The organism is Tropicimonas sp. IMCC6043 (assembly GCF_004146235.1).
Classification (GTDB): domain Bacteria; phylum Pseudomonadota; class Alphaproteobacteria; order Rhodobacterales; family Rhodobacteraceae; genus Tropicimonas.
Genome location: NZ_SELO01000002.1, coordinates 203,607 through 226,822, shown reverse-complemented (window position 1 = coordinate 226,822; position 23,216 = coordinate 203,607). Strand labels below are relative to the sequence as shown.

Annotated in this window: 22 protein-coding genes and 1 riboswitch; of the genes, 11 read left to right on the top strand and 11 right to left on the bottom strand. The window is 67.5% G+C overall.

Annotated elements, in window-relative coordinates:
* Positions 1–68: 68 nt before the first annotated feature.
* The 10 genes from EU800_RS03360 to EU800_RS03315 all read right to left on the bottom strand — a co-directional run bounded on the left by EU800_RS03360 (position 69) and on the right by EU800_RS03315 (position 11,415).
* The gene (locus EU800_RS03360) at positions 69–1,067 is read right to left on the bottom strand and encodes an aldose epimerase family protein (RefSeq protein WP_129628551.1); all 999 of its coding nucleotides are present in this window, start codon (positions 1,065–1,067) and stop codon (positions 69–71) included.
* A complete protein-coding gene (locus EU800_RS03355) occupies positions 1,064–2,965 on the bottom strand; it encodes a beta-galactosidase (RefSeq protein WP_129628549.1) in 1,902 nt (633 codons plus the stop codon). Before EU800_RS03355 ends, EU800_RS03360 begins: the two co-directional genes overlap by 4 nt.
* On the bottom strand, positions 2,962–3,822 hold the full coding sequence (locus tag EU800_RS03350) for an SMP-30/gluconolactonase/LRE family protein (protein ID WP_129628547.1): 861 nt from the start codon (positions 3,820–3,822) through the stop codon (positions 2,962–2,964). Before EU800_RS03350 ends, EU800_RS03355 begins: the two co-directional genes overlap by 4 nt.
* Positions 3,819–4,424: a 2-dehydro-3-deoxy-6-phosphogalactonate aldolase gene (locus EU800_RS03345; RefSeq protein WP_129628545.1), complete on the bottom strand. Its 606-nt coding sequence runs from the start codon at positions 4,422–4,424 to the stop codon at positions 3,819–3,821. The genes EU800_RS03350 and EU800_RS03345 overlap by 4 nt, the downstream gene beginning before the upstream one ends.
* Entirely contained in the window at positions 4,421–5,326 is a 906-nt protein-coding gene (locus EU800_RS03340; protein ID WP_129628543.1) for a 2-dehydro-3-deoxygalactonokinase, read from the bottom strand. The genes EU800_RS03345 and EU800_RS03340 overlap by 4 nt, the downstream gene beginning before the upstream one ends.
* Positions 5,327–5,333: 7 nt before the next feature.
* On the bottom strand, positions 5,334–6,104 hold the full coding sequence (locus EU800_RS03335; RefSeq protein ID WP_129628541.1) for an SDR family NAD(P)-dependent oxidoreductase: 771 nt from the start codon (positions 6,102–6,104) through the stop codon (positions 5,334–5,336).
* Between the two features lie 108 nt (positions 6,105–6,212).
* Positions 6,213–8,297 (bottom strand): alpha-galactosidase, encoded by a 2,085-nt coding sequence (locus EU800_RS03330; protein ID WP_129628539.1) that lies wholly within the window; start codon positions 8,295–8,297, stop codon positions 6,213–6,215.
* Positions 8,294–9,139, bottom strand: a complete 846-nt coding sequence (locus tag EU800_RS03325; RefSeq protein ID WP_129628537.1) for a carbohydrate ABC transporter permease — start codon at positions 9,137–9,139, stop codon at positions 8,294–8,296. Before EU800_RS03325 ends, EU800_RS03330 begins: the two co-directional genes overlap by 4 nt.
* A gap of 1 nt (position 9,140) precedes the next feature.
* Positions 9,141–10,058 carry a carbohydrate ABC transporter permease gene (locus tag EU800_RS03320; protein ID WP_129628535.1) on the bottom strand — a complete coding sequence of 306 codons (918 nt, stop codon included), beginning with the start codon at positions 10,056–10,058 and terminating at the stop codon, positions 9,141–9,143.
* 100 nt (positions 10,059–10,158) lie between these two features.
* Complete coding sequence (locus tag EU800_RS03315) at positions 10,159–11,415, bottom strand: ABC transporter substrate-binding protein (protein ID WP_242500388.1); 1,257 nt, start codon at positions 11,413–11,415, stop codon at positions 10,159–10,161.
* 130 nt (positions 11,416–11,545) lie between these two features.
* Between EU800_RS03315 and EU800_RS03310 the strand changes: the two genes are divergently transcribed.
* The 3 genes from EU800_RS03310 (at position 11,546) to EU800_RS03300 (ending at position 15,538) form a co-directional block, all read left to right on the top strand.
* Positions 11,546–12,349 carry an IclR family transcriptional regulator gene (locus EU800_RS03310; protein WP_129628533.1) on the top strand — a complete coding sequence of 268 codons (804 nt, stop codon included), beginning with the start codon at positions 11,546–11,548 and terminating at the stop codon, positions 12,347–12,349.
* Entirely contained in the window at positions 12,346–13,404 is a 1,059-nt protein-coding gene (locus EU800_RS03305) for an ABC transporter ATP-binding protein (RefSeq protein ID WP_129628531.1), read from the top strand. The genes EU800_RS03310 and EU800_RS03305 overlap by 4 nt, the downstream gene beginning before the upstream one ends.
* A gap of 619 nt (positions 13,405–14,023) precedes the next feature.
* Positions 14,024–15,538, top strand: a complete 1,515-nt coding sequence (locus EU800_RS03300; RefSeq protein WP_129628529.1) for a malonyl-CoA synthase — start codon at positions 14,024–14,026, stop codon at positions 15,536–15,538.
* A gap of 27 nt (positions 15,539–15,565) precedes the next feature.
* Here EU800_RS03300 and EU800_RS03295 read toward each other — a convergent pair whose 3' ends face one another.
* The gene (locus EU800_RS03295) at positions 15,566–16,675 is read right to left on the bottom strand and encodes a CaiB/BaiF CoA-transferase family protein (protein WP_129628527.1); all 1,110 of its coding nucleotides are present in this window, start codon (positions 16,673–16,675) and stop codon (positions 15,566–15,568) included.
* Positions 16,676–16,820: 145 nt separating this feature from the next.
* Here EU800_RS03295 and EU800_RS03290 point away from each other — a divergent pair, with 145 nt between their 5' ends.
* The 8 genes from EU800_RS03290 to EU800_RS03255 all read left to right on the top strand — a co-directional run bounded on the left by EU800_RS03290 (position 16,821) and on the right by EU800_RS03255 (position 23,122).
* Positions 16,821–17,474: a 3-oxoacid CoA-transferase subunit A gene (locus tag EU800_RS03290; RefSeq protein ID WP_129628525.1), complete on the top strand. Its 654-nt coding sequence runs from the start codon at positions 16,821–16,823 to the stop codon at positions 17,472–17,474.
* A gap of 1 nt (position 17,475) precedes the next feature.
* On the top strand, positions 17,476–18,153 hold the full coding sequence (locus EU800_RS03285; protein ID WP_129628523.1) for a 3-oxoacid CoA-transferase subunit B: 678 nt from the start codon (positions 17,476–17,478) through the stop codon (positions 18,151–18,153).
* Positions 18,154–18,306: 153 nt separating this feature from the next.
* A riboswitch (TPP riboswitch) is annotated at positions 18,307–18,402 on the top strand.
* A gap of 44 nt (positions 18,403–18,446) precedes the next feature.
* Positions 18,447–19,235 carry a hydroxyethylthiazole kinase gene (gene thiM / locus EU800_RS03280; protein WP_129628521.1) on the top strand — a complete coding sequence of 263 codons (789 nt, stop codon included), beginning with the start codon at positions 18,447–18,449 and terminating at the stop codon, positions 19,233–19,235.
* Positions 19,232–19,870 carry a thiamine phosphate synthase gene (gene thiE / locus EU800_RS03275; RefSeq protein ID WP_129628519.1) on the top strand — a complete coding sequence of 213 codons (639 nt, stop codon included), beginning with the start codon at positions 19,232–19,234 and terminating at the stop codon, positions 19,868–19,870. Before thiM ends, thiE begins: the two co-directional genes overlap by 4 nt.
* On the top strand, positions 19,867–20,673 hold the full coding sequence (thiD, locus tag EU800_RS03270; protein ID WP_129628517.1) for a bifunctional hydroxymethylpyrimidine kinase/phosphomethylpyrimidine kinase: 807 nt from the start codon (positions 19,867–19,869) through the stop codon (positions 20,671–20,673). The genes thiE and thiD overlap by 4 nt, the downstream gene beginning before the upstream one ends.
* 38 nt (positions 20,674–20,711) lie before the next feature.
* The gene (locus EU800_RS03265) at positions 20,712–21,647 is read left to right on the top strand and encodes an ABC transporter substrate-binding protein (RefSeq protein WP_129628515.1); all 936 of its coding nucleotides are present in this window, start codon (positions 20,712–20,714) and stop codon (positions 21,645–21,647) included.
* Positions 21,648–21,659: 12 nt separating this feature from the next.
* Positions 21,660–22,385, top strand: coding sequence for an ABC transporter ATP-binding protein (locus EU800_RS03260; RefSeq protein WP_129628513.1), 726 nt, complete (start codon positions 21,660–21,662; stop codon positions 22,383–22,385).
* On the top strand, positions 22,385–23,122 hold the full coding sequence (locus EU800_RS03255; RefSeq protein ID WP_129628511.1) for an ABC transporter permease: 738 nt from the start codon (positions 22,385–22,387) through the stop codon (positions 23,120–23,122). Before EU800_RS03260 ends, EU800_RS03255 begins: the two co-directional genes overlap by 1 nt.
* The last annotated feature ends 94 nt before the right edge of the window (positions 23,123–23,216 follow it).

The window sequence follows — 23,216 nt, the reverse complement described above, 5'->3', positions numbered from 1 at the left end:
GTCCGCTCGTTTCGTTACGTCGATGATGTGGCGCGCGGGGCCAGCGTCACCGGCTGCCACGCTCCGGGTCAGCCGCGCGAGAAGCTCCAGCGCGTGACCTGCTCGTATGCATTGCCGGGGTCGAGGCGGATCGGTGGAAACTCCGGATAAGTGGGCGCGTCGGGCCAGAGCTGGGCCTCGATGGCGACGCCGGCGCGAGGTCCGTAGCGACGGCCGTCGAGACCGGCGATGCCCTCGGCAGGCAGGTGGCGCGTATCGTAGATCTGCAGGCCCGGCTCCGTCGTGGCGATGTCGAGCCGGGTGCCGTCCGGGCCGGTGAGGCTGGCCACCTCGGTCAGCGCGCGGCGACTGTCGGCAAGGCAGAAATTGTGATCGATCGCGTCGGCCGCGGTGAGCGCCCGGGGCGTGCGGAAATCCATTGGCGTCCCGTCGACGGCACGGATCTCGCCGGTCGGGCGGTTGGTCTCGTCGGTCGGAAGCCAGCGCTCGGCGTCGATCTTCAAAAGGTGGCCGTGGAAATCTGCCCCGCCGCCGAGGTTCCAGTAGGAGTGATTGGCTAGGTTCACCAGCGTCGGCGCGTCGGTCTCGGCGCCGAGCGTCATCAGTAGCGCCGCACCGTCGAGGCGGAACTCGGCCGTGAAGCGACGGTTGCCGGGAAAGCCGCCCTCGCCGTCCGGGGCGGTGGTGGCGAAGAGGACGCGGGTCTCGTCGGCCGCCTCTATATCCCAGATCTTGTGGTTCAACCCCATCTCGCCGCCGTGCAAAACATGGCCACCGGCGCCGTTGGGGTCGAATTTCAGCGAACGGCCATCGAGCTCGGTCCGTGCGTCTCGTATTCGGTTCGCGACCGGTCCGACAATGGCGCCGAAATAATGCAGCGGCCCGCCGAGCACGTAGTCGGCAACCCGCTCGCCGCCAAGCGTCAGCGGACGGTCGAGCCCGGCAAGGCGGACATCCTGCAGCGTCGCGCCGAGGGTCAGAAGGCACACCCGGAGCGTGCCGTTGTCGAGGATGACGCGGGTCACCTCGTGGCCGTCCGCGGTGGTCCCGAAGCTCTCCTGGGTCATGTGATCTCCTTCCAGGCAACGCCGGCGGCCGGGATCTCGAGCCCGTCAAAGCGGACCGGTTCGGCGGCGTAATTGATGTAGAAGCGGTGGGTTTCAGTGTCCCGGCGGCGCAGACCCTCGGGCATTTCGACGGTCTCGATCCCGGCCTCCGTGCAGGCACGCGCGAGGATCCGGGCGAGCGCCGGCGGGTCGGGCCACCCGGCGAGATAGTGCAGACCGCCCGAGCGGGCGAGGACGGGCTGGCCGGCGATGGTCTCCTCGACCGTTTCGGCACTCCCTTCGATATGTTCCAGCCAGCGGGTCATCGCGCCGCCCTGTGCCAGCGGCATGTCGGCCGAGGGCGGCAGGCTCTCTGTCAGCGCGATGGTCGTGTCGAGACCGGGAAGCGCCGGGGGCAGAGGGACTGGCAGGGCAAACTCAGCGGTGCGGGTGCCGCTGCGGGGGCCGACGAGGGTGATGCCCTCGCGCGCCGCGAGCCGCACCTTCAATTCGTCGGTGAGGGCGAAGAGGCCCGGGACGAGAAGCAGCTTTGGGCTCGAGAGCTCGGCATTTCCGGGCAGAATGTCGACGGAAAGGCCAAGCTTTCGGAGGCTGCGATAGAGCGCCAGAACCAGCTCGAAATAATCGAACGTCGCACCCTGCGGCTGTGTCTGCCATGCCCAGGCGGACGGATAGTCGAAGAGGATCGCGACGGGGGCCACGGCGGGGCGGATCTCGGGCAGCTCCGCGATCTCACGGGCGACCTGCGCCGCTTCGGCGAGCGCGGGAGCCGCCGCGCTGTCGGGGCGCAGCAGGCCGGCATGCATCTGCTCCTGAGCAAAAGGCGCCTGCCGCCAGCGGAAATAGCACACCGCCTCGGCGCCGTGCGCAAAGGCTTCCCAGGCCCAGAGGCGGGGCATGCCGGGAAGCGGCGCAGGGTTGAAGGGAGCCCAGTTGACCGGTCCGGGCTGCTGTTCCATCACCCACCAGCGGCCGCGGCCAACGGCGCGGTAGAGGTCATGGTGGAGCGCCTGCATGTCCGGGTCGCCCTGGCGCAGGTAGCGGCGCTTGTGCGCCTCGTCGTCGCGCAGCCGGTCCGACAGGAAGCCGATCGGGTAGCTGTCCCAGGAGGCGATATCGAGATCCGCGCCGACGTCGAAATGGTCGAAATTCACCTCCCATCCCATGTAGTTGTGGATCAGCGGCGCGTCGGTAAGCGGACGCAGGGCGCGGGCCTGCGCGGCATTGAAGGCCACGACCGCGTCGGAGGAATAGCGCCGCCAGGCCATGACATGGGCCGGGTTGGGCTCCGTGACAGTCTGGTTGGGCGGATCGATTTCGGCGAAATCGGCGTAGTCCATCGACCAGAAGACATTGCCCCAGGCACGGTTCAGCGCCTGCACCGACTGGTAGCGCTGCGCGAGCCAGTCGCGGAACCCCTCGGCCGCGGCGCGAGAATAGCTGATCACCGTGTCGTGGCAGGCATATTCGTTGTCGATCTGCCAGGCCTGCACATGGCGGTTGCGGCCGTAGCGCTCGCCCAGGAGCCGCGCGATCCGCACGCATTCCGCGCGGTAGCCCGCGTGGCTGAAGCAATAGTGCCGGCGTGAGCCGAATTTGCGCGGGAGTCCCCGCGCGTCGACCGCGAGCATGTCGGGGTGCTTTTCCAGCATCCATCTCGGTGGCGTGGCGGTGGGCGTGCCGAGCACGACCTTGAGACCGGCCGCGCCGAGCGTGTCGATGGCGCGATCGAGCCAGTCGAAGCTGAGCTTGCCGGGTTCGGGCTCGAGCCGCGACCAGGCGAACTCCCCGATCCGGGCCCAGGAGAGCCCGGTCTCGGCCATCCGGCGGGCATCCTCGGCCCAGATCTCCTCAGGCCAGTGTTCCGGGTAATAGCAGACACCCAGCTCCGGTTTCACAGGATCACCTGATGCTCTTCCTGCCCGCGCGCCTGCGTCTCGGCGACGAAGGTCATGCCGTTCTCGGGATGTGCGGCGATCTCCTCCTCGGGGAGCTTCGCAGCCGCCGAGGTGACGTAGAGCGTCGATAGGTCGTCGCCGCCGAAGGCCGGGCAAGTGGAGTTCTTGCCGGGGACGGGCACTTCCATCAGGAACGCCCCGGCGGGATCGTAGACCGCGACACGGCGGGCGCCGAACTGCGCGTTCCAGAGGTTGCCGGCGCTGTCGAGGACCGCGCCGTCCGGGCGAAGGCCCTCCTTGCGCAGATCGATGAAGATCTCGGAGTCGCCGGTCGGCCAGCCGTCGGTCTGCTCGAGCGCAACCTTGCGGATCACCCGTTCGCGCGTGTCGCAGAAATGGGCGAAGCGTCCCGCGGGGTCGAAGCAGATCGCGTTGGAGACGGTGATGCCGTCCCAGAGCTGGCGCAGCTCGCCGCGGTAGTAGCGATAGATCGCGCCGGCCTTGTCCTCGCCGTTGTAGCCCATGGTGCCGATCCAGAAGCCGCCGAACGGGTCGGCGCGGCCGTCATTGGAGCGGGTGACCGGGTTGTCGGCCTCGAGCGGGACGACGTGCTGGCGCGCCGCGGTCTCGACGTTGAAGGTGAAGAGCTCGCTGGCGGAGGCGATGAGAAGGGTGGCGTCGTCGACCCAGCCGGCGGCCGAGACGCAATGCTCGAAGGACCAGCTCTTCGTCGTGCCGCCCTTGCGGGTCAGCAGCTTGCGTCCGGTGATGTCGAACCAGAAGAGCTGCTTGCGCGTCGGGTGCCAGAGCGGGCCCTCGCCCAGCTGGCAGATCGTGGTGTCAAAGACGTCGCTCATGTCAGTACCTCGTCATAGGCCGCGACGATCGACTCGGCGCGGGCGCGAATCTCGGATGCCGGCATGCCCGGGCGGTAGAGCGCCGAGCCGATGCCGAAACCGGTGGCGCCGGCCGCGACCCAGTCGGCGAAGGACTCGGGGCCCGCGCCGCCGACGGCATAGACCGGGCATTCCGCAGGCAGCACCGCACGCAACGCCTTGAGCCCCTCGGGGCCGGCCATGTTTCCGGGGAAGAGCTTGAGCCCGTCGGCGCCCGCGTCAAGCGCGGCGAAGGCTTCGGACGGCGTGAAGATGCCAGGCCAGCTCGCCATGCCGAGCGCTTTGGTCGCGCGGATCACCTCGGGCACGCAATTGGGCGAGACGACGAGCCTCCCGCCGGCGCGGCAGACTTCGGAAACCTGAAGCAGCGTCAGCACCGTGCCGGCGCCGATCAGCGCACTCTCACCGTGGCTCTCGACCATCGCGCGGATCGAGGCATAGGGGGCGGGCGAGTTGAGCGGGACCTCGATCTGTTCGATCCCGGCCTCGAGCAGGACCTCGGCCGCGTCGGAGGCTTCGGGCGGCGTGATGCCGCGAAGGATGGCGATGATGTTGCGTCTCATGCTGATTGTCCCTGGGAAAGCGCGCGGGCGGCGGCGAGGCCCTTGAGGACCATGGCGTCGCCGGCGGCGCGGCTTGGGGTGTTGCCAAGGCTTTCGAGGGCCCGGGCGTAGAGTTTCGAGATCCCGCCCGCGCCGATGATGGCAATGGGCTGGCCGAGCCAGTAGGGGCGGGTGGCGGCAAGCTCGGCACCGACCAGAGCGCCAGAGAGCCGGGCCCGCGCGGCGCCGGGCGCGAGCCCCGAAAGCAGGCCCTCGGCGCGAAGCGAGAAGAGCCGGGCTGCCAGTTTTTCTGGCCGCGAAACGGCGTCGTCGACCGCCTCCGCGAAGGCGGCGTCGTCCCAGTCCTCCGTCTGCACCGAGTGCCGGAGCACTGTGTGGCCGGCGATCGCCGCGAAGAGGTCGCCGGTCATGCAGGTCTGGAAACTGACCACTTCGCCGGCGCTGACATGGACCCATTTTGTATGTGTGCCGGGCAGGCAGATCACGCCGTCGAAGCGGGGGCTGGTCGCGAGGAACCCGGCAATCTGCGTCTCCTCGCCGCGCATCACGTCGGCGGGACTGGCCTGCGACAGACCGCCGATGATGCGGACCTGAAGGCGCGGGTCTTTTGTCGGCGCGCGGGTCATCTCGGGGTCGAGCGGGTGGCAGGGCACCGCCCGGTAGCCCGCCTCAACCCAGCCCTGCCGTGCGCCGACCATGCCGCAGGCGATCGCCTCGATCGGCCCGGGTCCCAGATGATCGCCGACAAGCGTGAGGAATGCCGGCTCGAACTCGTCGGGCGCGAGCCCGCCCATGCCGCGGTCCGAACGTTCCTCCCAGAGGACCGTGCCCTCCCTGTCGATGCCCCAGGCGCGGAGGCTCGAGGTGCCCCAGTCGACCGCGATCCAGTCCAGTTCGCTCATCTCCGCCTCATCCTGTCGTCACCACGCCGCCGTCGATCACCAGGGCCTGCGCCGTCACTGCCCCGGCCGCTTCGGAGGCGAGAAACAGCGCGCCGCCGACAATATCCGCCGGCACCAGCGTTCGTTTCAGGCATTGCCGCTCGACCTGCGCGGCCATGCCCTCCTCGGTGAGCCAGAGATCGAGCTGGCGCGGCGTGACGACCATTCCCGGCATGATCGCATTGACGCGGATGCCATCCGGTCCGAACTCGCGCGCGAGCGTCCGTGTGAGACCGGTAATGGCTGCATTCGCGGCGATATAGGGCGCGTAGCCATGATCGGCCATCATGTAGCTGATCGAGGACATGTTAACGATCGCGCCGCGGCCGGAATCTCGCATTGCCGGGATGACATGCTGGGAGGCGAAGAAATAGGGCTTGAGATTGATCGCCATCGAGCTGTCCCAGAAGTCCTCGTCGATGGTCAGGGTGTCGTGGCGCTGGTCGTTGGCGGCGTTGTTGACGAGCACCGAGATCGCGCCGTGGCTGGCGGCGGCGTTGTCGAGGGCCTCGCGGAGCGCATCGGTATCGGTGATGTCGCAGGGCAGGAACAGCGGTCGGTTGCCCGTCGCTGCCGCCATCTCGTCACAGAACTCGGTGGCGTCGGAGCGCTGCACGAAGGCAACCCTTGCGCCCTGTTCGAGGAAGCCCTCAGTCAGGGCCGCGCCGATGCCCGAGCCGCCGCCGGTGATGAAGACGGAGGCGCCCGCGAGGTCGGGAAAGATCGGGTGGTCGCTCATCGGAGAGTCCTTTCTGAGGGCCGCAGGCGCGGCGACTCCCTGCAATCGAAGCGCTCTCCGCCCCCGTGTCGAGGCGGCGCTTCGAAGCAGGGGCGCAGCGCAGCGGGGTCACATGCGTTCGCCCTCGAGCACCCACATCCGCTCCGGGAAGCCCCAGGGCAAGGTGAGGCCGTGGCGCATGAGATATTGCCCCGAGAGCTCGACCGGCCCCTCCTTGAGCGCGCCGGCGCCGCGCGAGAGCGGGTGCAGATCGGCACGGTTCAGAAGGTCGACGCGGTAGCGTGCCGCCGGATCGAGCCGGGTAAGGCGCAGCGGCCGGGGGGCGATCTGGGTGGAGGTCGCCGCGGTTCCGGCAAAGACCACGAAGCGCGCGCCGTCACGCGCAAGTTGCTGTTCGGCGATGACGGCCGGGTCGGCGCTGTCGAGCCGGAGGATGTCCGCGCCGGTGCGCCAGCCTCGGCTGGCCTTCCACCAGGCCGTGACCTGGCCCAGCACCTGCGCCTCCTCCTCGGTGAGCTCGCGCGGATCCATCTCGAAGCCCATATGCCGCTGTGCGGCCACCCAGGCGCGGAAACGGATGTCGAGGACCCGTCCTGACGTGTGGCAGTTGCGCGGCCCGACATGCGATCCCGTGACCGCCATCGGCAGGAAGAGCGCCGCGTCGTGTTGGATGCGCAGCCGCTCGAGCGCGTCGTTGCTGTCGGAGAGCCAGACGCGTTGCGTGCGCTTCAGGATGCCGAAATCGATCCTGCCGCCACCGGACGCGCAGCTCTCGATCTCGGTCGTCGGGAAATCGGCGCGGAGGCGGTCGAGCAGCGCGTAGGTGCCGCGGGTCTGGGCGGCATCGGGCACCGGCAGAACCCGGTTGTGATCCCACTTGATGTAGTCGATCTCGCAGGCCGTGAGCAGCGCGGCGATCTGGCTGTAGAGATGGTCGCGCACCTCCGGGTTGGCCATGTCGAGGCAGAACTGGTGCCGGCCGGGGATCTGGTCCGCCGGTCCCAGTCTCCAGTCGGGATGGGCGCGGAAGAGCTCGCTGTCCTCGTTGACCATTTCCGGCTCGAACCAGATGCCGAAACGCATGCCCTCGGCGTGGACATGCTCGATCAACGGCCCGAGGCCGCCGGGATGCTTGCGCATGTCCACCTGCCAGTCGCCGAGCGACCTCGTGTCGTCGTCGCGACGGCCGAACCAGCCGTCGTCGAGCACGAAACGCTCCGCGCCGAGCGCGGCGGCGTGGCTGGCGATTTCCTTGAGCGTGGTCAGGTTGTGGTCGAAATAGACGGCCTCCCAGCAATTGTAGTGTACCGGGCGCGGCTGCTCGAGCTTCGGCCAGGTGACAATCCGTTCGCGCAGATGGCGCTGGAAGGCGACGGCACAGCCGTTCAGCCCGTCATCGGAGCGGGCGGCAAAGAGCGTGGCTGTCTCGAAACGGGTGGCCGGTTCGGTCTCGGTCCCGGCGGCATGGCCGAACTGGACCTGCCGGCGACCGTCGGGCAGCTCCTCGGCGATCATCCGGTGCCCGCCGGACCAGCCGTAGTGGAAGGCCAGTGCCTCGCCTTGGGTGTTGGTCGCGCCGGGGGCGGGCAGGATCAGGCCGGGGACATGCGCGTGGTCGGTGCGGCCGACACGGCTCTCGCGCAGACGGGCGCCGGGGGTCCAGGGGAGGCGGTTCAACTGGAACTCTCCGCACCATCGGCCGGAAAGATCGATCATCTCCACGCCGGACTGTGGCGCCGGAAAGACCGGTGCGGCGAACCAGTGCAACCGGACCGGGCGGTTTGCCTCCAGCACGGCGCGGGCCTCGAGCATGCCGGTGTCGGCGTCGAGCGTGACATGGGCGGTGTAGACGAGCCCAATGGTGGCGTCGGAGAAGTGGAGCGAGAGATGACCGGGGCCGTCGACCTCACTTTCATAGGAAAAGCGCGGCAAGAGCGGCGTGCCGTCCGCATCGGCGAGGACGAGGCCGGGCTGGCCGGGGAAGCTGTCGGAGGCCTCGGGACAAATGGAGAGCGCCGGGTTGGCGTCGAGCATGCCACCGGTCAGGTCGATCATGCTGGCATCCGCAAGCAGCGCCAGATCCTCGTCCCGCGGCAGCGGCGGACCCCAGTAAATCACCTCCGGCAGGCGGTCGTTCCGGGAGGCGAGCGCCAGTGTCTGGCCGGCGCCATCGAGCCGCCAGCTTCGGGTCATTTCACGGCGCCCAGTGTCAGGCCGGCAATGAAATGGCGCTGCATCAGGAAGAACATCGCGACCGGCGGCAGGGCGGCGACGATGGCGCCCGCTGAGACGAGCTGCCATTGCGCGATCCACTGGCCGTTAAGCGAGTAGAGGCCGGCGGTGACCGGTTGTGTCTCCTTGGAGGTGGTAAGCACCGTGGCCCAGAAATAGTCGTTCCAGATGAAGGTGAAGATCAGCACCGAGAGCGCGGCGATGGCCGGCCGCATCAGCGGCAGGACGACATACCAGAAGATCCGGATTTCCGTTACGCCCTCCACGCGGGCCGCCTCGATCAGCTCGCGCGGCAGCGCGCGGATGAAGTTGCCCATGAAGAGGGTGCAGAAACCGGTCTGGAAGGCGACGTGGAAGAGAACGAGACCGGTGGTGGTGTTGTAGAGCCCGAGATTGACCGTCATGTCGCGGACCGGAACCATCAGGATCTGGAACGGGACGAAGTTGCCCGCGACGAACATGAAGAAGATCCAGATGTTGCCGCGGAACCGGTAGATGCCGAGGGCGAAGCCGGTGAGGCAGGAGAGCACGAGCGTGCCGATGACGGTCGGGATCGTCACCTTGAAGGAGTTGAAGATATACTGGCCGATCGGCGACTGGGTGAAGACCTCGGCATAGTTCGAGAAAGCGAGTGACGAAGGCAGGCCGAAATAGTTTCCGGCGGCAAGGTCGGACGCGGGCTTAACGGAGGTGATCGCCACGCCGATCAGCGGCAGCAGCCAGAGGATCAGTGCGAGGGGCAGCATCACCTGGTAGCTGATCCGGGCGGCGCGGGAGCTTTGCTCGATGGGACGTGGAAACATGTCAGAGCCCCCGTCTTTCGTCGTCGACCATCTTCCAGATGAAGCCGGAGATGAAGACCATCATGATGAGGAAGAGGATGACCGCGATGGCGGCGCCGTAGCCCATCCGGTAGCCGTATTCGGACAGCGCCTGTTCATACATGTAGAAGCTGAGCACGCGGGAGGACCCGAAGGGCCCGCCGTCGGTCATGATCGAGACGAGGTCGAAGGAGCGGAGCGCGCCGATCACGGTAACGACCACGGCCATGAAGGTGGCCGGGCGCAGCTGCGGGAGGATGACGTACCAGAGCATCTTGAAGCCCTTGGCGGCGTCGAGGCGGGCGGCCTCGATCTGCTCGGGGTCCACGGCGTTGAGGCCGGTCAGGTAGAGGATCATGCAATAGGCGATCTGAGGCCAGAGGCCGGCGGCGATGATCCCGTAGGTGACGAGGTCGGGATCGGCGAGGACGGCGATGCCGGAGCCTGTCGCCCATTCGAGCAGCAAGTAGAAAAGGCCGAAATTGGGTGCGTAGAACCAGGCAAAGATCAGGCCCACGACGACCTGGGAGATCACGAAGGGAAAGAAGAAGAGCGACTTGTAGGCCCGGATGAGGCGGACCTTCTGGTTGAGGAAGATCGCGATCCCGAGACCCGCAGGCACGGCGAACATGTAGAGCACGAGCCAGAGGACGTTGTTCTTGAGCGACGTGTAGAAGGCGTCGTCGTCGAAGAGTTCCTGGTAGTTGGCGAACCCGATCCATTGCTTCTCGCCCAGCCCGTCCCAGTCGAAGCCCGACAGCCAGAAGCTCTCGAAGATCGGGATGATCACGTAGACGAGGAAGAAGAGGACGCCGGGGATCAGGAATATGTACGGCGTCAGGCGCTGCTGGTTCTCGCGCCACCATGTCCGGCGTTGGGTTTCGGTGTTTGCAAGGCTCATGCGCGCGGCCCTTCGCTGTTCGGAAACGATTCCCTCCGGCGGCTCGTTGCCCAGGGGGACCGGTCGTGCGGGGCCGGACATGCCGGCCCCGCGCATGGTTTTACTTGTAGATCCGGCCGCGGGCCTTCTCGAGCCGCTCGAGGATGTTGTCGAGCTGGTCGGGCTGGACCATGAACTGCTGGAAGCCTTCCATGCCGATCTTGGCCATCTCGGCCGGCGCGTCACGATCAAAGAACTGCGCGATGCCGCCCGGGGTGGTCGACAGCAGCTCGAAGCCGGCCGCGATGAACGGGTCGTCCTGGTTGACCGAGGCGTCCTTGTTGATCGGCAGCTGACCCATGGCCGCGTTGATCTTGGTCTGGGCTTCGGGCGAGGCCAGGTAGGCGAGGAACTTCTTGGCGTCCTCGACATTGGTGGCACCCGACGGGATGTGGACCGTGTCGGTCGGCGCATCTTCCGCGCGCGGCACGTCGGGATTGATCGTCGGGAAGGCCATGAAGCCGAGCGTGTCGTCGGTCATCCCGCCATCCTTGAAGACGGCGACGGCGAAGTTGCCCATCACGTAGTTGGCCGCCTTGCCCTGCACCAGCAGCGCCGCGGCATCCTGCCAGTCGAGCGCCGCGTGGTTGGCGGTGATGTAGCCCGGCTCGACCAGTTTCGCCCATTCGGCGAAGGTGGCCTTCACCCGGTCATCGGTCCACGGCACCTCGCCGTTGGCCAGCGCCATGTGGAAGTCGTAGCCGTTGGTCCGCAGGTTCATGTAGTCGAAGATGCCGGCGCCGGGCCAGAGCGCCTTGGTGCCGGTGGTCACGCAGTCGATGCCCGCTTCCTGGAAGAGCGCGCAGTTGGCAATGAACTCGTCCCAGGTTTCCGGCACCTTGGCGCCGACCTGATCATAGGCTTCCTTGTTGTAGTAGATTCCCCACTGGTAATACGTGTAGGGCACGCCCCACTGCTTTCCGTCGATCGTCATCGACGGCAGCGCGGAGGCCAGCGCCTCCTTCAGCCCGTTCTCTTCCCACACATCCGAGACGTCCATGAACTGGCCGGAGTTGACAAAGGGCGCCATGCGGTTGCCGGCATACCAGTTGGCCAGATCCGGCGGCTCGGCTGTCAGGAAGTTGCGGATCGAGGTCTTGTAGCCTTCGTGGTCGAAGTTCTGGAACTCGACGGTGATGCCCGGGTTCGCGGCCTCGAAATCGGCGATGACTTCCTGCATGGCGGCGAGCGGGGCCGGGTCGAAGTCACCGTAGTATTTCACGGTTCCGGCCTGCGACGCGGCGGCGGCGACCACGGCGATTGCCGAGATCGACACATAGAGCATGGAACGCATGGTTTCCTCCCGATTGCGTTTCATCAGATGTTCCATTATTCGGGACATCGTTTTGAATATTGAAACTCTAACTGCGAATCGCCTATGGTTGTCAACAGCCGAACCGGCGACGGCCCAACGACGGGGCGTCGCACCGGCCGGGAGGTTGAGGAAAATGGCGTCAGCGGGCGACGGCACTGTAGGAAAGGCGCTTGACGTGCTGGACCTTGTATCTTCACAGGATCGGCCGGTCCGTTTTGCCGAGTTGCAGCGCATGTCGGCACTCCCCAAGGCGACACTATACAGATTAGTGCAAACATTAGTAAACCAGGGGATGCTGGTGCAGAATCCCGAGGCGGGAACCTATTCGCTCGGCGTCCGACTTGTCCGGCTGGCCCATGCAGCCTGGCGACAGGCCTCGCTCGCGCCAATCGCCCGGCCGCATCTCGATGCGCTCTCGCTCGACACCGGGCTGACGGTGCACCTGGCGCAGATGGACTACGGCCACGTGCTCTATGTCGACCGGCGCAACGCGCTCGAATCGGCGGCGATGTTTACCGACGCCGGCAAGGTCGGGCCGGCCTATTGTACCGGCGTCGGCAAGGCGATGCTGGCCTATCTGGACGCGGACGAACTCGAGCAGGTTCTCAGGATGCAGAGTTTTCACCGCTTCACGCCGACGACGCTGGCCTCAGAGGCGGTGTTGCGGCAGTCGCTGGAGCGGACGCGGGCGCGCGGCTACGCGATCGACCGGGAAGAGCACATGGCCGGGGTGATCTGTGTTGCCATGCCGATCCTGTCGGACTCGGGCAGAGTGATCGGCGCGGCGAGCCTGTCCGGTTCCACGCCGCGCACCGATATCCGAACACTGGAGACGCATGTGCCGCGTCTCAGGAAGGCTGTGGAGGCGATCGCCGAGGAGGCGGCGCAATGGGCGTTCCCGGTTGAGGGGCGCGAAAGCGAGGGGAGACCGGGATGACGGGCGTCGTTCTGAACAATGTCAAGAAACGTTTCGGCGACGTGCAGGTGATTCACGGGGTCGAACTGGAGATCGAGGACGGAGAGTTCTGCGTCTTTGTCGGTCCGTCTGGTTGCGGAAAGTCGACGCTTCTGCGGATGGTTGCTGGGCTGGAGGAAACCACCGAAGGGCAGATCCGGATCGGTGACCGCGACGTGACGCGGATGGATCCGTCGGAGCGCGGCGTCGCGATGGTGTTCCAGACCTATGCGCTCTACCCGCACATGACGGTGGCCGAGAACATGGGGTTCGGGCTGAAGATGACGGGGCATCCCAAGGAGGTGGTCGCCGAGAAGGTTGCCCATGCCTCGGAGATCCTCAAGCTCGGCCCTTACCTGCAGCGCCGGCCGAGAGCGCTCTCCGGCGGCCAGCGCCAGCGCGTGGCGATCGGCCGGGCGATCGTGCGGGGACCGGAGGTCTTTCTCTTCGATGAGCCGCTTTCCAACCTCGATGCGGAGCTGCGGGTGGAGATGCGGGTGGAGATCGCCCGGCTGCACAAGGAGATCGGCGCGACGATGATCTACGTCACGCACGACCAGACCGAGGCGATGACGCTTGCCAACAAGATCGTGGTGCTGAGGGACGGACGGATCGAACAGGTCGGAAAGCCGATGGAACTGTATCGCGACCCCGACAACAAGTTCGTCGGGGGGTTCATCGGGTCGCCGTCGATGAATTTCCTTGACGGCGAGGTGGTAGATGGCCGGCTCGTCGTGCCCGGCATCGCGCAGGATCTGGACCTGCCGGTGACCCTTCCCGAAGACGGCCGCAAGGTGATCCTCGGTCTCAGGCCCGAGCATCTGGAGATGGACCCGGCCGGCGCGACCCACGAGGTCGAACTCACGGAGGCGCTCGGCGGGGTTTCCTTCGCCTATCTGCTGGCGCCGACCGGCGAGCGGATCATCGTCGAGGAGCGCGGCGACGAGCGCACCGAGGCGGGCGCGCGGGTCGGCCTGCGTTTCCCGCGCGAGAAAGCCTATCTTTTCGACGCGACATCCGAACTTCGCCTGCGCTGATCGCCATCGAGAAACCGCGTCGACTTTTCGCCCGGTGCCGGGGCCAAGATGCATATTCTTTCCCGCCGCGCCGATCCGATGCGATCCGATGTGGTGTGAGGGCGGTTCTTGCGACAATGCGTGTTTCTGCGATGCAGCGTTTGCGATCTCAGACCGCCAGATGCGCTCACAGACTTATCCACAGATCGGGAGAGGCGGCTTCTGTTCCCGAGCCGACGGGCGAGTCCGATCGCCAGTTGCGCTCGCGCCGCTGATGATTGACCGGTGCATTAATGATTCCTTAGGAAATGGGGTGGTTTGACCGGATCGCGGCGGCGGCGCGGCGGCTGTCTCGGATCCTGGTCGCGTTCGCGGCGAGTGGTCGACGAAAATTGCTGCTCAAATGGCCATTGCCCGGTGATTTTATCCACATCCCGCGTTGCGTTGTCGCGGATTCAGAGCGAGTCGCGGTTCCCAGGAGCTGCGGAAAGGGGCGCCGGTGTCGCAGTTGGGCGCCAGAGCCCCGACCGCGCGCGGACGGGACAGGCGCGCAGCGCGGCGATGCGACCCGGCGCCGCTCTCTTGCCCTCGGCGCCACCGTGGCGTTAGGGGAAGGGGCAGACCAGATGCAGGCCGCCCCATGCCCAACCCGCTTCATGACGCTCTCCTTGCTCCTCACATCGATGCGGAAACGCCGTTCCTGTTGATGGACGAAGCCGATGATCTGACGCACGGTGCTTTCCTGCGCATGGCGTCCCGATACGCGCATACCCTGGTCGAGATGGGGCTCTGCCCCGGCGACCGGCTCGCCGTGCAGGTCGACAAATCGCCCGAAGCGCTGGCGGTCTATGCCGCCTGCATCATGGCTGGTGTCGTCTTCCTGCCGCTCAACACCGGCTACACCCATCTCGAAGTGGACTATTTCATCGAGAATTCCGGCGCCAAGCTCGTGCTCGGCCGCGCCGATGCACTCGAGGAACTGCACCGCGACTGCGACCGCATGGGTGTGCGTTTCGAGACGCTGGAGGCCGACGGGTCCGGCAGCTTTCCGGACGCAACGACCTTCCAGCCGACGCATTTCGACGCGGTCGACCGTGCGTCCGACGATCTCGCCGCGCTGCTCTACACCTCTGGCACCACCGGGCTCTCCAAGGGCGCGATGCTGACCCATCGCAACCTGCTCTCCAACGCGCAGGTGCTCGCCGATCTCTGGCGCTTCACCGAGCGAGACGTGCTGATTCACGCACTGCCGATCTTCCATACCCACGGGCTCTTCGTCGCCACCAACATCACGCTGCAGGCGGGCGGTTCGATGATCTTCCTGCCGCGGTTCGACATCCGACGCGTGCTCGAGGCGCTGCCGCAGGCGACCACGATGATGGGCGTGCCTACCTTTTACACGAGGATGCTTGACGCGCCCGGGTTCAGTCGTGACCTCTGCGCCAACATGCGTCTCTTCGTCTCCGGCTCCGCTCCGCTCCTTGCCGAGACCCACCGCGCCTTCGAGGCGGCCACCGGGCACCGGATCCTCGAGCGCTACGGCCTGACCGAGACCAACATGAACTGCTCGAACCCCTACGAAGGGGACCGCCGCGCCGGGACCGTCGGGCTGCCGCTGCCGGGGGTCGAACTGCGCATCACCGATCCCGACACCGGCGCGCCGCGGGCACGCGGCGAGGTCGGCATGATCGAGGTGCGCGGCCCCAACGTCTTCGCCGGCTACTGGCGGATGCCGGAGAAGACGGCCGAGGAGCTCCGTCCGGATGGGTATTTCATCACCGGCGATCTCGGGACGGTGTCCGAGGACGGTTACGTGACCCTTGTGGGGCGCAGCAAGGACCTGATCATCTCCGGCGGATTCAACATCTACCCGGTCGACGTCGAACAGGCGTTGGACGCTCAGCCCGGCGTTTTGGAAAGCGCCGTGATCGGCGCGCCGCATCCGGATTTCGGCGAGAGCGTGGTGGCGGTTTTGGTGCCCGAGCCGGGCGCGGTGCTTGACCTGCTGGACATCGAGGCCGGCCTCAGCGGCCGGCTGGCAAGGTTCAAGCAGCCGCGGCACTACGTGATTGTCGAGGAGCTGCCGCGCAACACCATGGGCAAGGTGCAGAAGAAGCTGCTGCGGCAGACCTATCGGGACGTCTTCGCGACCTGAGTCTGAGGACGGTTTGACCAGAGTGCGTCAGCCATCCTCACCAAGCCGGGGCGCCCCGCGCCCGAGCGCCAGCTCCGCACCGGAAAAACGCCACGGCCCCCGAACCCCCGGCACGCCTTCCGGTGCGATCTTCAGCCCGCGTGCGATCACCTGCGGATCGGCGAACACCGCCGCCATGTCGTTGATCGGCCCGGCCGGCACGGTCGCCGCCTCGAGCGCCGCGAGCAGGTCCGCCGCCGGCCAGCCGCGCGTCAGTGGTTCGAGGAACGCCGTCAGGGTCGCGCGATTCTCCACCCGTGCGGCATTGCTGGCATAGCTCGGATGATCGGCGAGTGCGGGCTGGCCGAGAACCTCGCAGAAGCGGCGGAACTGACCGTCATTTCCGACCGCGACGATGACATGGCCGTCCGAGACCGGAAAGACCTGGTAGGGCACGATATTGGGATGCGCATTGCCGCGCCGCCGCGGGGCCACGCCTGTCGCGAGGTAGTTCATCGCCTGGTTCGCCATCAGCGCGACCGCGCAGTCCATGAGCGCGAGGTCGATATGCTGGCCGAGACCGGTGCGGCGGCGCTGCTCCAGCGCGGCAAGGATGCCGATTGCGCCGTAGAGCCCGGTGACGATGTCGGTCACCGCCACGCCGACTTTCTGCGGCGCGCCCTCCGCCGCGCCGGTCACGGACATCAGCCCCGACATTCCCTGGATCAGGAAATCGTAGCCGGCTCGGTCTGCGTAGGGACCGGTCTGGCCGAAGCCGGTGATCGAGCACCAGATCAGCCGCGGATGCTCGGCAAGCAGCGTCGCGTGGTCGAGACGGTATTTCACCAGCCCACCGTGCTTGAAATTCTCGATCACCACATCGGCCCAGGCGACGAGGTTGCGCACCTTGGCCTGCCCTGCCTCGGTACGGAAATCGGCCACGACGGAACGCTTGCCGCGGTTGGCGGCGTGGAAATAGGCTGCCGAACGATCGCCGTCCCGCTCGATGAACGGCGGGCCCCAGCGGCGGGTATCGTCGCCCTCCGGCGCCTCGACCTTGATGACATCGGCGCCGAGATCGGCCAGCGCCTGCCCGATCCAGGGGCCGGCGAGGATACGGGCGAGTTCGACGACCTTGAGGCCGGCAAGCGGGGTCATGGATTCCTCCTCCAGTCGACGCTTTCTGCGGCAGCGCGCGGCCCGGCGCAACTCCTCGGAGGTTGACAGCCTGTCGCCGGATCGCGGCAATATGAATCCGACCGGATCGCGCGCATCGTGCGGAACGCAGCGAAAGGGTGTGGTGATGAAGACAGCCACGAGAGTTCGGGATGCCGCCGAGATGATCCCCGAAGGCGCGATCCTGCATATCGGCGGGTTCATGGGGGTCGGCTCGCCCCACCGCCTGATTGACGCGCTGGTGGAGCGGGGCGTCGGCGGATTCACCGTCGTCGCCAACGACACGGCCATGCCCGGCACCGGCATCGGCAAGATGATCTCCGCTGGAATGGTCGCCAGGGCGATCGTCAGCCATATTGGCCTCAACCCCGAGACCCAGGCAAAGATGATCGCCGGCGAGATCGAGGTCGAACTGGTGCCGCAGGGTACCCTGGTCGAACGCATCCGCGCGGCCGGCGTCGGCTTGGGCGGTGTGCTCACCGCGACCGGGATCGGCACGCTGGTCGAGGAGGGCAAGCAGGTCGTCGAACTGGACGGCAGGCGCTACCTGCTCGAGACGCCGATCCGCGCGGATTTCGCCCTGATCGCGGCCAGCCGGGCGGATTACAAGGGCAACCTCGAATACCATCTCACGGCACATAACTTCAATCCGATCATGGCGATGGCTGCCGATGTCGTCATCGCCGAGCCGAAGGAGATCCTGCCGGTCGGAGCGATCCCGCCCGATGCGGTCAAGACACCGGCCACGCTGGTCGATCACCTTCTCGAAAGGGCGCATTGAAATGGACGCGAAGGAGATCATCGCCCGGCGCGTGGCGCTCGAGGTCCGGGATGGAATGCTGGTGAATCTCGGCATCGGCCTGCCCTCCATGGTTGCCAACTACCTGACCCCAGAAGTCGACGTCTTCTTCCAGGCCGAAAATGGTGTCATCGGGCTCGGTTCCCGGCCACCCGAGGGCATGGAAGATCCAGAACTCACCGATGCCGGCGGCGCCTTCGTCACCGCGGTGCCGGGCGCGGCCTCGATCGATTCGGCGATGTCCTTCGGCCTGATCCGCGGCGGGCATCTCGACATGACGGTTCTGGGTGGCCTCCAGGTCGACGCGCGCGGCTATCTCGCCAACTGGATGGTGCCGGGGCGGATGGTGCCGGGTATGGGTGGTGCGATGGATCTCGTGGCGGGCGCCAGACGGGTGATCGTCGCGATGCTCCACACCGCCCGGGGCACGCCGAAGATTGTGCCGGAATGCAGCCTGCCGCTGACAGCGGTCCGGCGCGTCAGCTTGATCGTGACCGAGCTGGCGGTGATCGAGCCGACCGATGCGGGGCTGATGCTGCGCGAGACCGGCCCGGGCGTTACCGTGGACGAGGTCCGCGACGCCACGGCGGCGGAGCTCGTCATCGCGGGCGACGTGCCGGAGATGCTGCTCGCCGGCGTGCCGCCCGGACCTCCCGCCTAAGCCGATCGGGCCTCCCCGTGCCCATCGAATGTCGTTCCGGACGGGCGAGCAATACGGCGCCTGACGCTGGCCTGCGGTAGGCCCGCATGTGCCCTGCGGCATTTCCCCTGTGCTTTGACCCGTGACAATCCTCCGCCGATCTGGTTTACCGGCCTCCAGCGACAGGGGCGTCCGCGCATGCGGTCTGAGATGAACCCTTTGAACCTGAACCAGTATGATGCTGGCGGAGGGAGTCGGGCCGGATCGGAAAGAGGATCTGCTGGCCCGGGGCCACCGCCCGAGGAGCCAACGCAATGTCCCGACCGTCCAGGTCTCTCGCCGCGATGCGCGATGCCGCGCCGCTGGTGCAATGCATCACCAATTTCGTGGCGATGAATTTCCAGGCCAATGTGCTGCTGGCCGCTGGCGCAGCCCCCGCCATGGTGCATGATCCCGAGGAATCGGGCGAGTTCGCCGCCATCGCGGGCGCGCTCTCGGTCAATATCGGCACGCTTTCCCCGCGATGGGTCTCGGGCATGCTGGAGGCCGCGGCGGCGGCCGGCAAGAGTGGCACGCCCTGGGTGCTCGATCCGGTGGCCTGTTTCGCGACCGGGCTGCGGCGCGAAGCCACCTCGAAGCTGATGCAGGCGCGCCCGACCATCCTGCGCGGCAATGCCTCTGAGATCCTTGCGATCGCCGGTGAAAGCAGTTCCGGGGCCGGTGTCGACGCGGGTGATTCCGTCGCCGCGGCGGAGGCGGCGGCACGGGCTGTCGCCGCGGAGGCTGGCTGTGTCGTCGCAGTGACCGGCGCGGTGGATTTCGTGACCGATGGCGAGAGGGCCGTGCAGGTCTCGGGCGGCTCGTCGCTGATGCCGAAAGTGACCGCCACCGGCTGCTCGCTCTCGGCGCTCTGCGCGGCTTACGCCGCCGCGGTGGAAGATCCGTTCGACGCCACTGTCGGTGCACTCGCCCATTTTGCCGCGGCCGGCGAGATCGCCGCCGGCCGTGCGGTCGGACCGGGCAGCTTCGCCCCGGCCTTCCTCGACGCACTGGCCTCCGTCGCCCCGGAGACGATTGGCGACGACCGGGTGAGCGCGGCATGAGGCGTCTTCCCGATCTCTCGGCCTATCTCGTGCTCGACCCCGATCTCTGCGCCGGGCTCGGCATGGTCGAAACCGCGCGCGCCGCGGTCGCGGGCGGGGTGGGCTGCGTCCAGTTGCGGCACAAGACGGCCGACACAGCGGAGAGGATCGAGATCGGCCGCGCTCTCCGGACCGCGCTCGCGGGGACGGGCGCGGCGCTGATCGTCAACGACGATGCCGAGGCCGCCCGCGCCCTTTCCGCAGACGGGCTGCATGTCGGCCAGGGCGACATGCCCGCCGCAGAGGCCCGTGCCGCCATCGGGCCGGAGATGATCCTCGGCCTCTCGGTCGAGACCGAGGCGCATGCGCGTGCGGTCGACCCCGCGCTGGTCGACTATGTCGGGATCAGCCCCGTCTTCGGGACGCCGACCAAGCCCGACCACGCTCCGCCCGTCGGTCTCGACGGGCTACGGCGGATCGCCCGGCTCTGCGCCGTGCCGGCGGTGGGCATCGGAGGGCTGGAGCCCCGGCACGCGCGCGAAGTGATCGCCGCGGGGGCCGCGGGGCTCGCGGTGGTCTCCGCGATCTGCGGGCGGCCCGACCCGGAAGCGGCGGCGCGGGCCCTTGTGAATGCTGTCGGGGAGGCGCGGGCATGAGCGTTGCAACGGCCCTTTCCATTGCCGGCTCGGACCCTTCGGGCGGTGCCGGCATCCAGGCGGACCTGAAGGCATTTTCGGCCCGCGGCGTCTACGGCATGGCCGCGATCACCGCGCTGACGGCGCAGAACACCCAAGGGGTGACCGGTGTGATCGCCGTTCCGCCGGACTTCGTCGCCGAGCAGATACGGGCGGTGCTCGAGGATATCCGCGTCGATGCGGTCAAGATCGGCATGATCGCCAATGCCGAGATCGCCGGCGCGGTGGCCGAGGCTCTGAGCGGCTATCACGGCGCGGTGGTGCTCGACCCGGTGATGATCGCCAAGGGCGGCCACGCGCTGCTGTCAGAAGACGCGGTGTCGACGCTCCGCGACCGGCTGCTGCCGCGCGCGACGCTGCTGACCCCGAACCTTCCCGAGGCTGCCGCGCTGCTCGGCGCGGAACCCGCCGCCACGCGCTCTGCGATGCAGGAACAGGCGATGGCGCTCTTGGGCCTCGGTCCCGGAGCCGTCTTCCTGAAGGGCGGGCACCTGTCCTCCGGGCAGAGCCCGGACCTGCTGGTTGCCGGCACGCGGTCACTCTGGTTCGAGGGCGATCGGATCGAGACGAAGAACACCCACGGAACCGGCTGCTCGATCTCCTCGGCGATCGCCGCGGAACTCGCAAAGGGACTGCCGCTGGCCGGCGCCGTGGAGGCCGCAAAGGCCTGGCTCGGCGGTGCCATCGCTGCGGCCGACAGCCTCGAGATCGGCCATGGTCACGGCCCCACCCATCATTTTCACGCCCTCTGGCCGAAGGCCTGAGGCGCAGAGACAGAGATACAGAGATAAGGAGACGCCCGATGCGCATTCTGACAATTCTTCTTGCCATGCTCGCCGCCGGCCCGGCGCTTGCTGCCGACAAGATGACCGTTATCCTCGACTGGTTCGTGAACCCCGACCACGGCCCGATCATCGTGGCGCAGGAGCTGGGCTATTTCGCGGAGGCCGGGCTCGAAGTCGAGATCGTCGCGCCGTCCGACCCCGCCGATCCGCCCAAGCTCGTCGCCGCCGGCAAGGCCGATCTGGCGATCTCCTACCAGCCGCAACTGCACCTCCAGGTCGCCGAGGGCCTGCCGCTCGTCCGTGTCGGCACGCTGATCGGCACGCCGCTCACCTGCCTGCTGGCGCTCGAGGACGGCCCGGTTGTGGAGATCGCCGATCTCAAGGGCCGCAAGGTCGGCTTCTCGGTTGCCGGCATCGAGGAGGCGCTGCTGACCCGGGTGCTCGCCAATGCCGGGTTGACGCTGGACGATGTCGAATTGGTGAACGTCAACTGGTCGCTCTCGCCTGCGCTGATGGCCGGGCAGGTGGACGCCGTGATGGGCGCCTTCCGCAATTTCGAGCTGAACCAGATGGAGATCGAAGGCGTGCCCGGCCGCTGCTTCTATCTCGAGGAGGAGGGGCTGCCGCCCTATGACGAACTGATCTACGTAGCCAACCCGGAGACCATGGACGCAGACAAGATCTCGCGGTTTCTCGCGGCGACCGAAAAGGCCACGCTTCACATCGTCAACAACCCGCAGTCGTCCTGGGAGGTCTTCTCGGCCACCGCAGCGGAGCTTCAGGATGCGCTGAACGAGAAGGCATGGGCGGACACCTGGCCGCGCTTCTCGCTCGCGCCGGCGGGTCTTGATTCCGGCCGCTACGCCCGCTTCGAGGCGTTTCTCGTCGAGTCGGGCCTGCTGGAGACGGCGCGCCCGGTCTCCGAGCTCGCCATCGACCTGGGCGCGGACTAGCGCCGCCAAGGCATGGACAGTGCGCCCTCCATCGCATTTACCGGGTCAGCCCGGTTCGGCACGCACCAGCTCTTTCCGCCGGTCTCGCTGGAGATCGATCCGGGTGGCTGGTCCTGCCTGCTCGGGCCGTCGGGTTCGGGCAAGAGCACGATCCTGCGGCTCATCGCGGGGCTGGACACTGGCGTCACCTTCGATGGTCGGATCAACGCCGGCGACGGGCGGCCGGTTTCCGGCCGCGTCGCCTATATGGCGCAGACCGACCTGCTCCTGCCCTGGCTGGACGTTCTCGGCAACGTGACGCTCGGCGCGCGGCTCCGGGGGATGGCGCCCGATCGGGCGGCGGCGGAAGCGCTGATCACCCGGCTGGGTCTTGCCGAGCATGCCCACAAGCGGCCGGCGCAGCTCTCCGGTGGCCAGCGCCAGCGGGTGGCGCTGGCGCGAACGCTGATGGAGGACCGCCCCGTGGTGCTGCTCGACGAACCCTTCTCGGCGCTCGACGCGCGGCTTCGGGCGGAGATGCAGGAGCTTGCCGCAGCCCATCTGTCCGGGCGCACCGTGCTGCTTGTAACGCATGACCCGGGCGAGGCGGCGCGGCTCGGTGAGCGGGTCTTCCTGCTTGACGCGGGCGGGCTTGTCGAGGCGGTGCCTCCCGCCCTGCCGGCGATCCGTCCGGCCGACGACCCAGACACCCTCGCCTTCCAGGCGCGGCTCCTGGTGGCTCTTCGGGAGGGGCGGTGATGGCAGGTATTCTTCGCGGGGCAGCGGCGGCAGCGCTCTTTCTCGGTCTCTGGCAGGCGCTGGTTATCTTCGGGGACCTTCCGGCCTTCATCCTGCCGGGGCCGGGCCGGGTGGCGCTGGCGCTCTGGAACAATGCCGGCCTGATCGCGTGGCACGCCGGCTTTACCGCCGTGGAGGTAATTGCGGGCCTGGTCATCGGCGCGGCACTTGGGGCGGCGACGGCGCTCCTGCTGGCGGTTTCGCCCGCCGCCCGCTACCTCATTCGCCCCGCGCTCGTCGCAACCCAGGCGCTGCCGGTCTTCGCCCTGGCGCCGATCCTCACGCTGTGGCTCGGCTACGGCATATGGTCGAAGGTGCTGATGGCAGTGCTCATCATCTATTTCCCCGTCGCGTCGGCCTTTTTCGACGGGCTGGTGCGCACGCCGGCGGGCTGGCTCGACCTTGGCCACACGATGGGCGCCTCGCGCGGACGGCTGCTCTGGCGAATCCGGGTGCCGGCGGCGATTCCCGCGCTCGCCTCGGGGCTGCGGCTTGCGGCCGTCTACGCGCCGATCGGCGCGGTCATCGGCGAATGGGTCGGCGCGGCTGGCGGGTTGGGCTACCTAATGCTGCTGGCAAACGGCCGGGTCAAGATCGACCTGATGTTCGCGGCGCTCATCGTCCTGGCCGTTCTGACCCTCCTGCTGCACCGCGCCGTCGGATGGGCCTGCGACCGGCTCGTCGCCCGGATCGATTGAGACAAGTCCCAGACTTATCCACAGGTTTCGCGACCCTGTCTCCATCCACACGCCTGTTTCGAGAAGGAACCGCGCCCGCCCTCAGTGTCAGCGC

Bases quoted from the DNA above. Each gene is read 5' to 3' on its own strand.
- thiM (WP_129628521.1), top strand. From the start codon at position 18,447: ATGTCCCGACCGTCCAGGTCTCTCGCCGCGATGCGCGATGCCGCGCCG.
- EU800_RS03300 (WP_129628529.1), top strand. From the start codon at position 14,024: ATGCCCAACCCGCTTCATGACGCTCTCCTTGCTCCTCACATCGATGCG.
- EU800_RS03265 (WP_129628515.1), top strand. From the start codon at position 20,712: ATGCGCATTCTGACAATTCTTCTTGCCATGCTCGCCGCCGGCCCGGCG.
- EU800_RS03290 (WP_129628525.1), top strand. From the start codon at position 16,821: ATGAAGACAGCCACGAGAGTTCGGGATGCCGCCGAGATGATCCCCGAA.
- EU800_RS03315 (WP_242500388.1), bottom strand. From the start codon at position 11,415: ATGAAACGCAATCGGGAGGAAACCATGCGTTCCATGCTCTATGTGTCG.
- thiE (WP_129628519.1), top strand. From the start codon at position 19,232: ATGAGGCGTCTTCCCGATCTCTCGGCCTATCTCGTGCTCGACCCCGAT.
- EU800_RS03330 (WP_129628539.1), bottom strand. From the start codon at position 8,297: ATGACCCGAAGCTGGCGGCTCGATGGCGCCGGCCAGACACTGGCGCTC.
- EU800_RS03335 (WP_129628541.1), bottom strand. From the start codon at position 6,104: ATGAGCGACCACCCGATCTTTCCCGACCTCGCGGGCGCCTCCGTCTTC.
- EU800_RS03360 (WP_129628551.1), bottom strand. From the start codon at position 1,067: ATGACCCAGGAGAGCTTCGGGACCACCGCGGACGGCCACGAGGTGACC.
- EU800_RS03320 (WP_129628535.1), bottom strand. From the start codon at position 10,058: ATGAGCCTTGCAAACACCGAAACCCAACGCCGGACATGGTGGCGCGAG.
- EU800_RS03305 (WP_129628531.1), top strand. From the start codon at position 12,346: ATGACGGGCGTCGTTCTGAACAATGTCAAGAAACGTTTCGGCGACGTG.
- EU800_RS03285 (WP_129628523.1), top strand. From the start codon at position 17,476: ATGGACGCGAAGGAGATCATCGCCCGGCGCGTGGCGCTCGAGGTCCGG.
- EU800_RS03310 (WP_129628533.1), top strand. From the start codon at position 11,546: ATGGCGTCAGCGGGCGACGGCACTGTAGGAAAGGCGCTTGACGTGCTG.
- EU800_RS03255 (WP_129628511.1), top strand. From the start codon at position 22,385: ATGGCAGGTATTCTTCGCGGGGCAGCGGCGGCAGCGCTCTTTCTCGGT.
- EU800_RS03260 (WP_129628513.1), top strand. From the start codon at position 21,660: ATGGACAGTGCGCCCTCCATCGCATTTACCGGGTCAGCCCGGTTCGGC.
- EU800_RS03350 (WP_129628547.1), bottom strand. From the start codon at position 3,822: ATGAGCGACGTCTTTGACACCACGATCTGCCAGCTGGGCGAGGGCCCG.
- EU800_RS03325 (WP_129628537.1), bottom strand. From the start codon at position 9,139: ATGTTTCCACGTCCCATCGAGCAAAGCTCCCGCGCCGCCCGGATCAGC.
- EU800_RS03345 (WP_129628545.1), bottom strand. From the start codon at position 4,424: ATGAGACGCAACATCATCGCCATCCTTCGCGGCATCACGCCGCCCGAA.
- EU800_RS03295 (WP_129628527.1), bottom strand. From the start codon at position 16,675: ATGACCCCGCTTGCCGGCCTCAAGGTCGTCGAACTCGCCCGTATCCTC.
- thiD (WP_129628517.1), top strand. From the start codon at position 19,867: ATGAGCGTTGCAACGGCCCTTTCCATTGCCGGCTCGGACCCTTCGGGC.
- EU800_RS03340 (WP_129628543.1), bottom strand. From the start codon at position 5,326: ATGAGCGAACTGGACTGGATCGCGGTCGACTGGGGCACCTCGAGCCTC.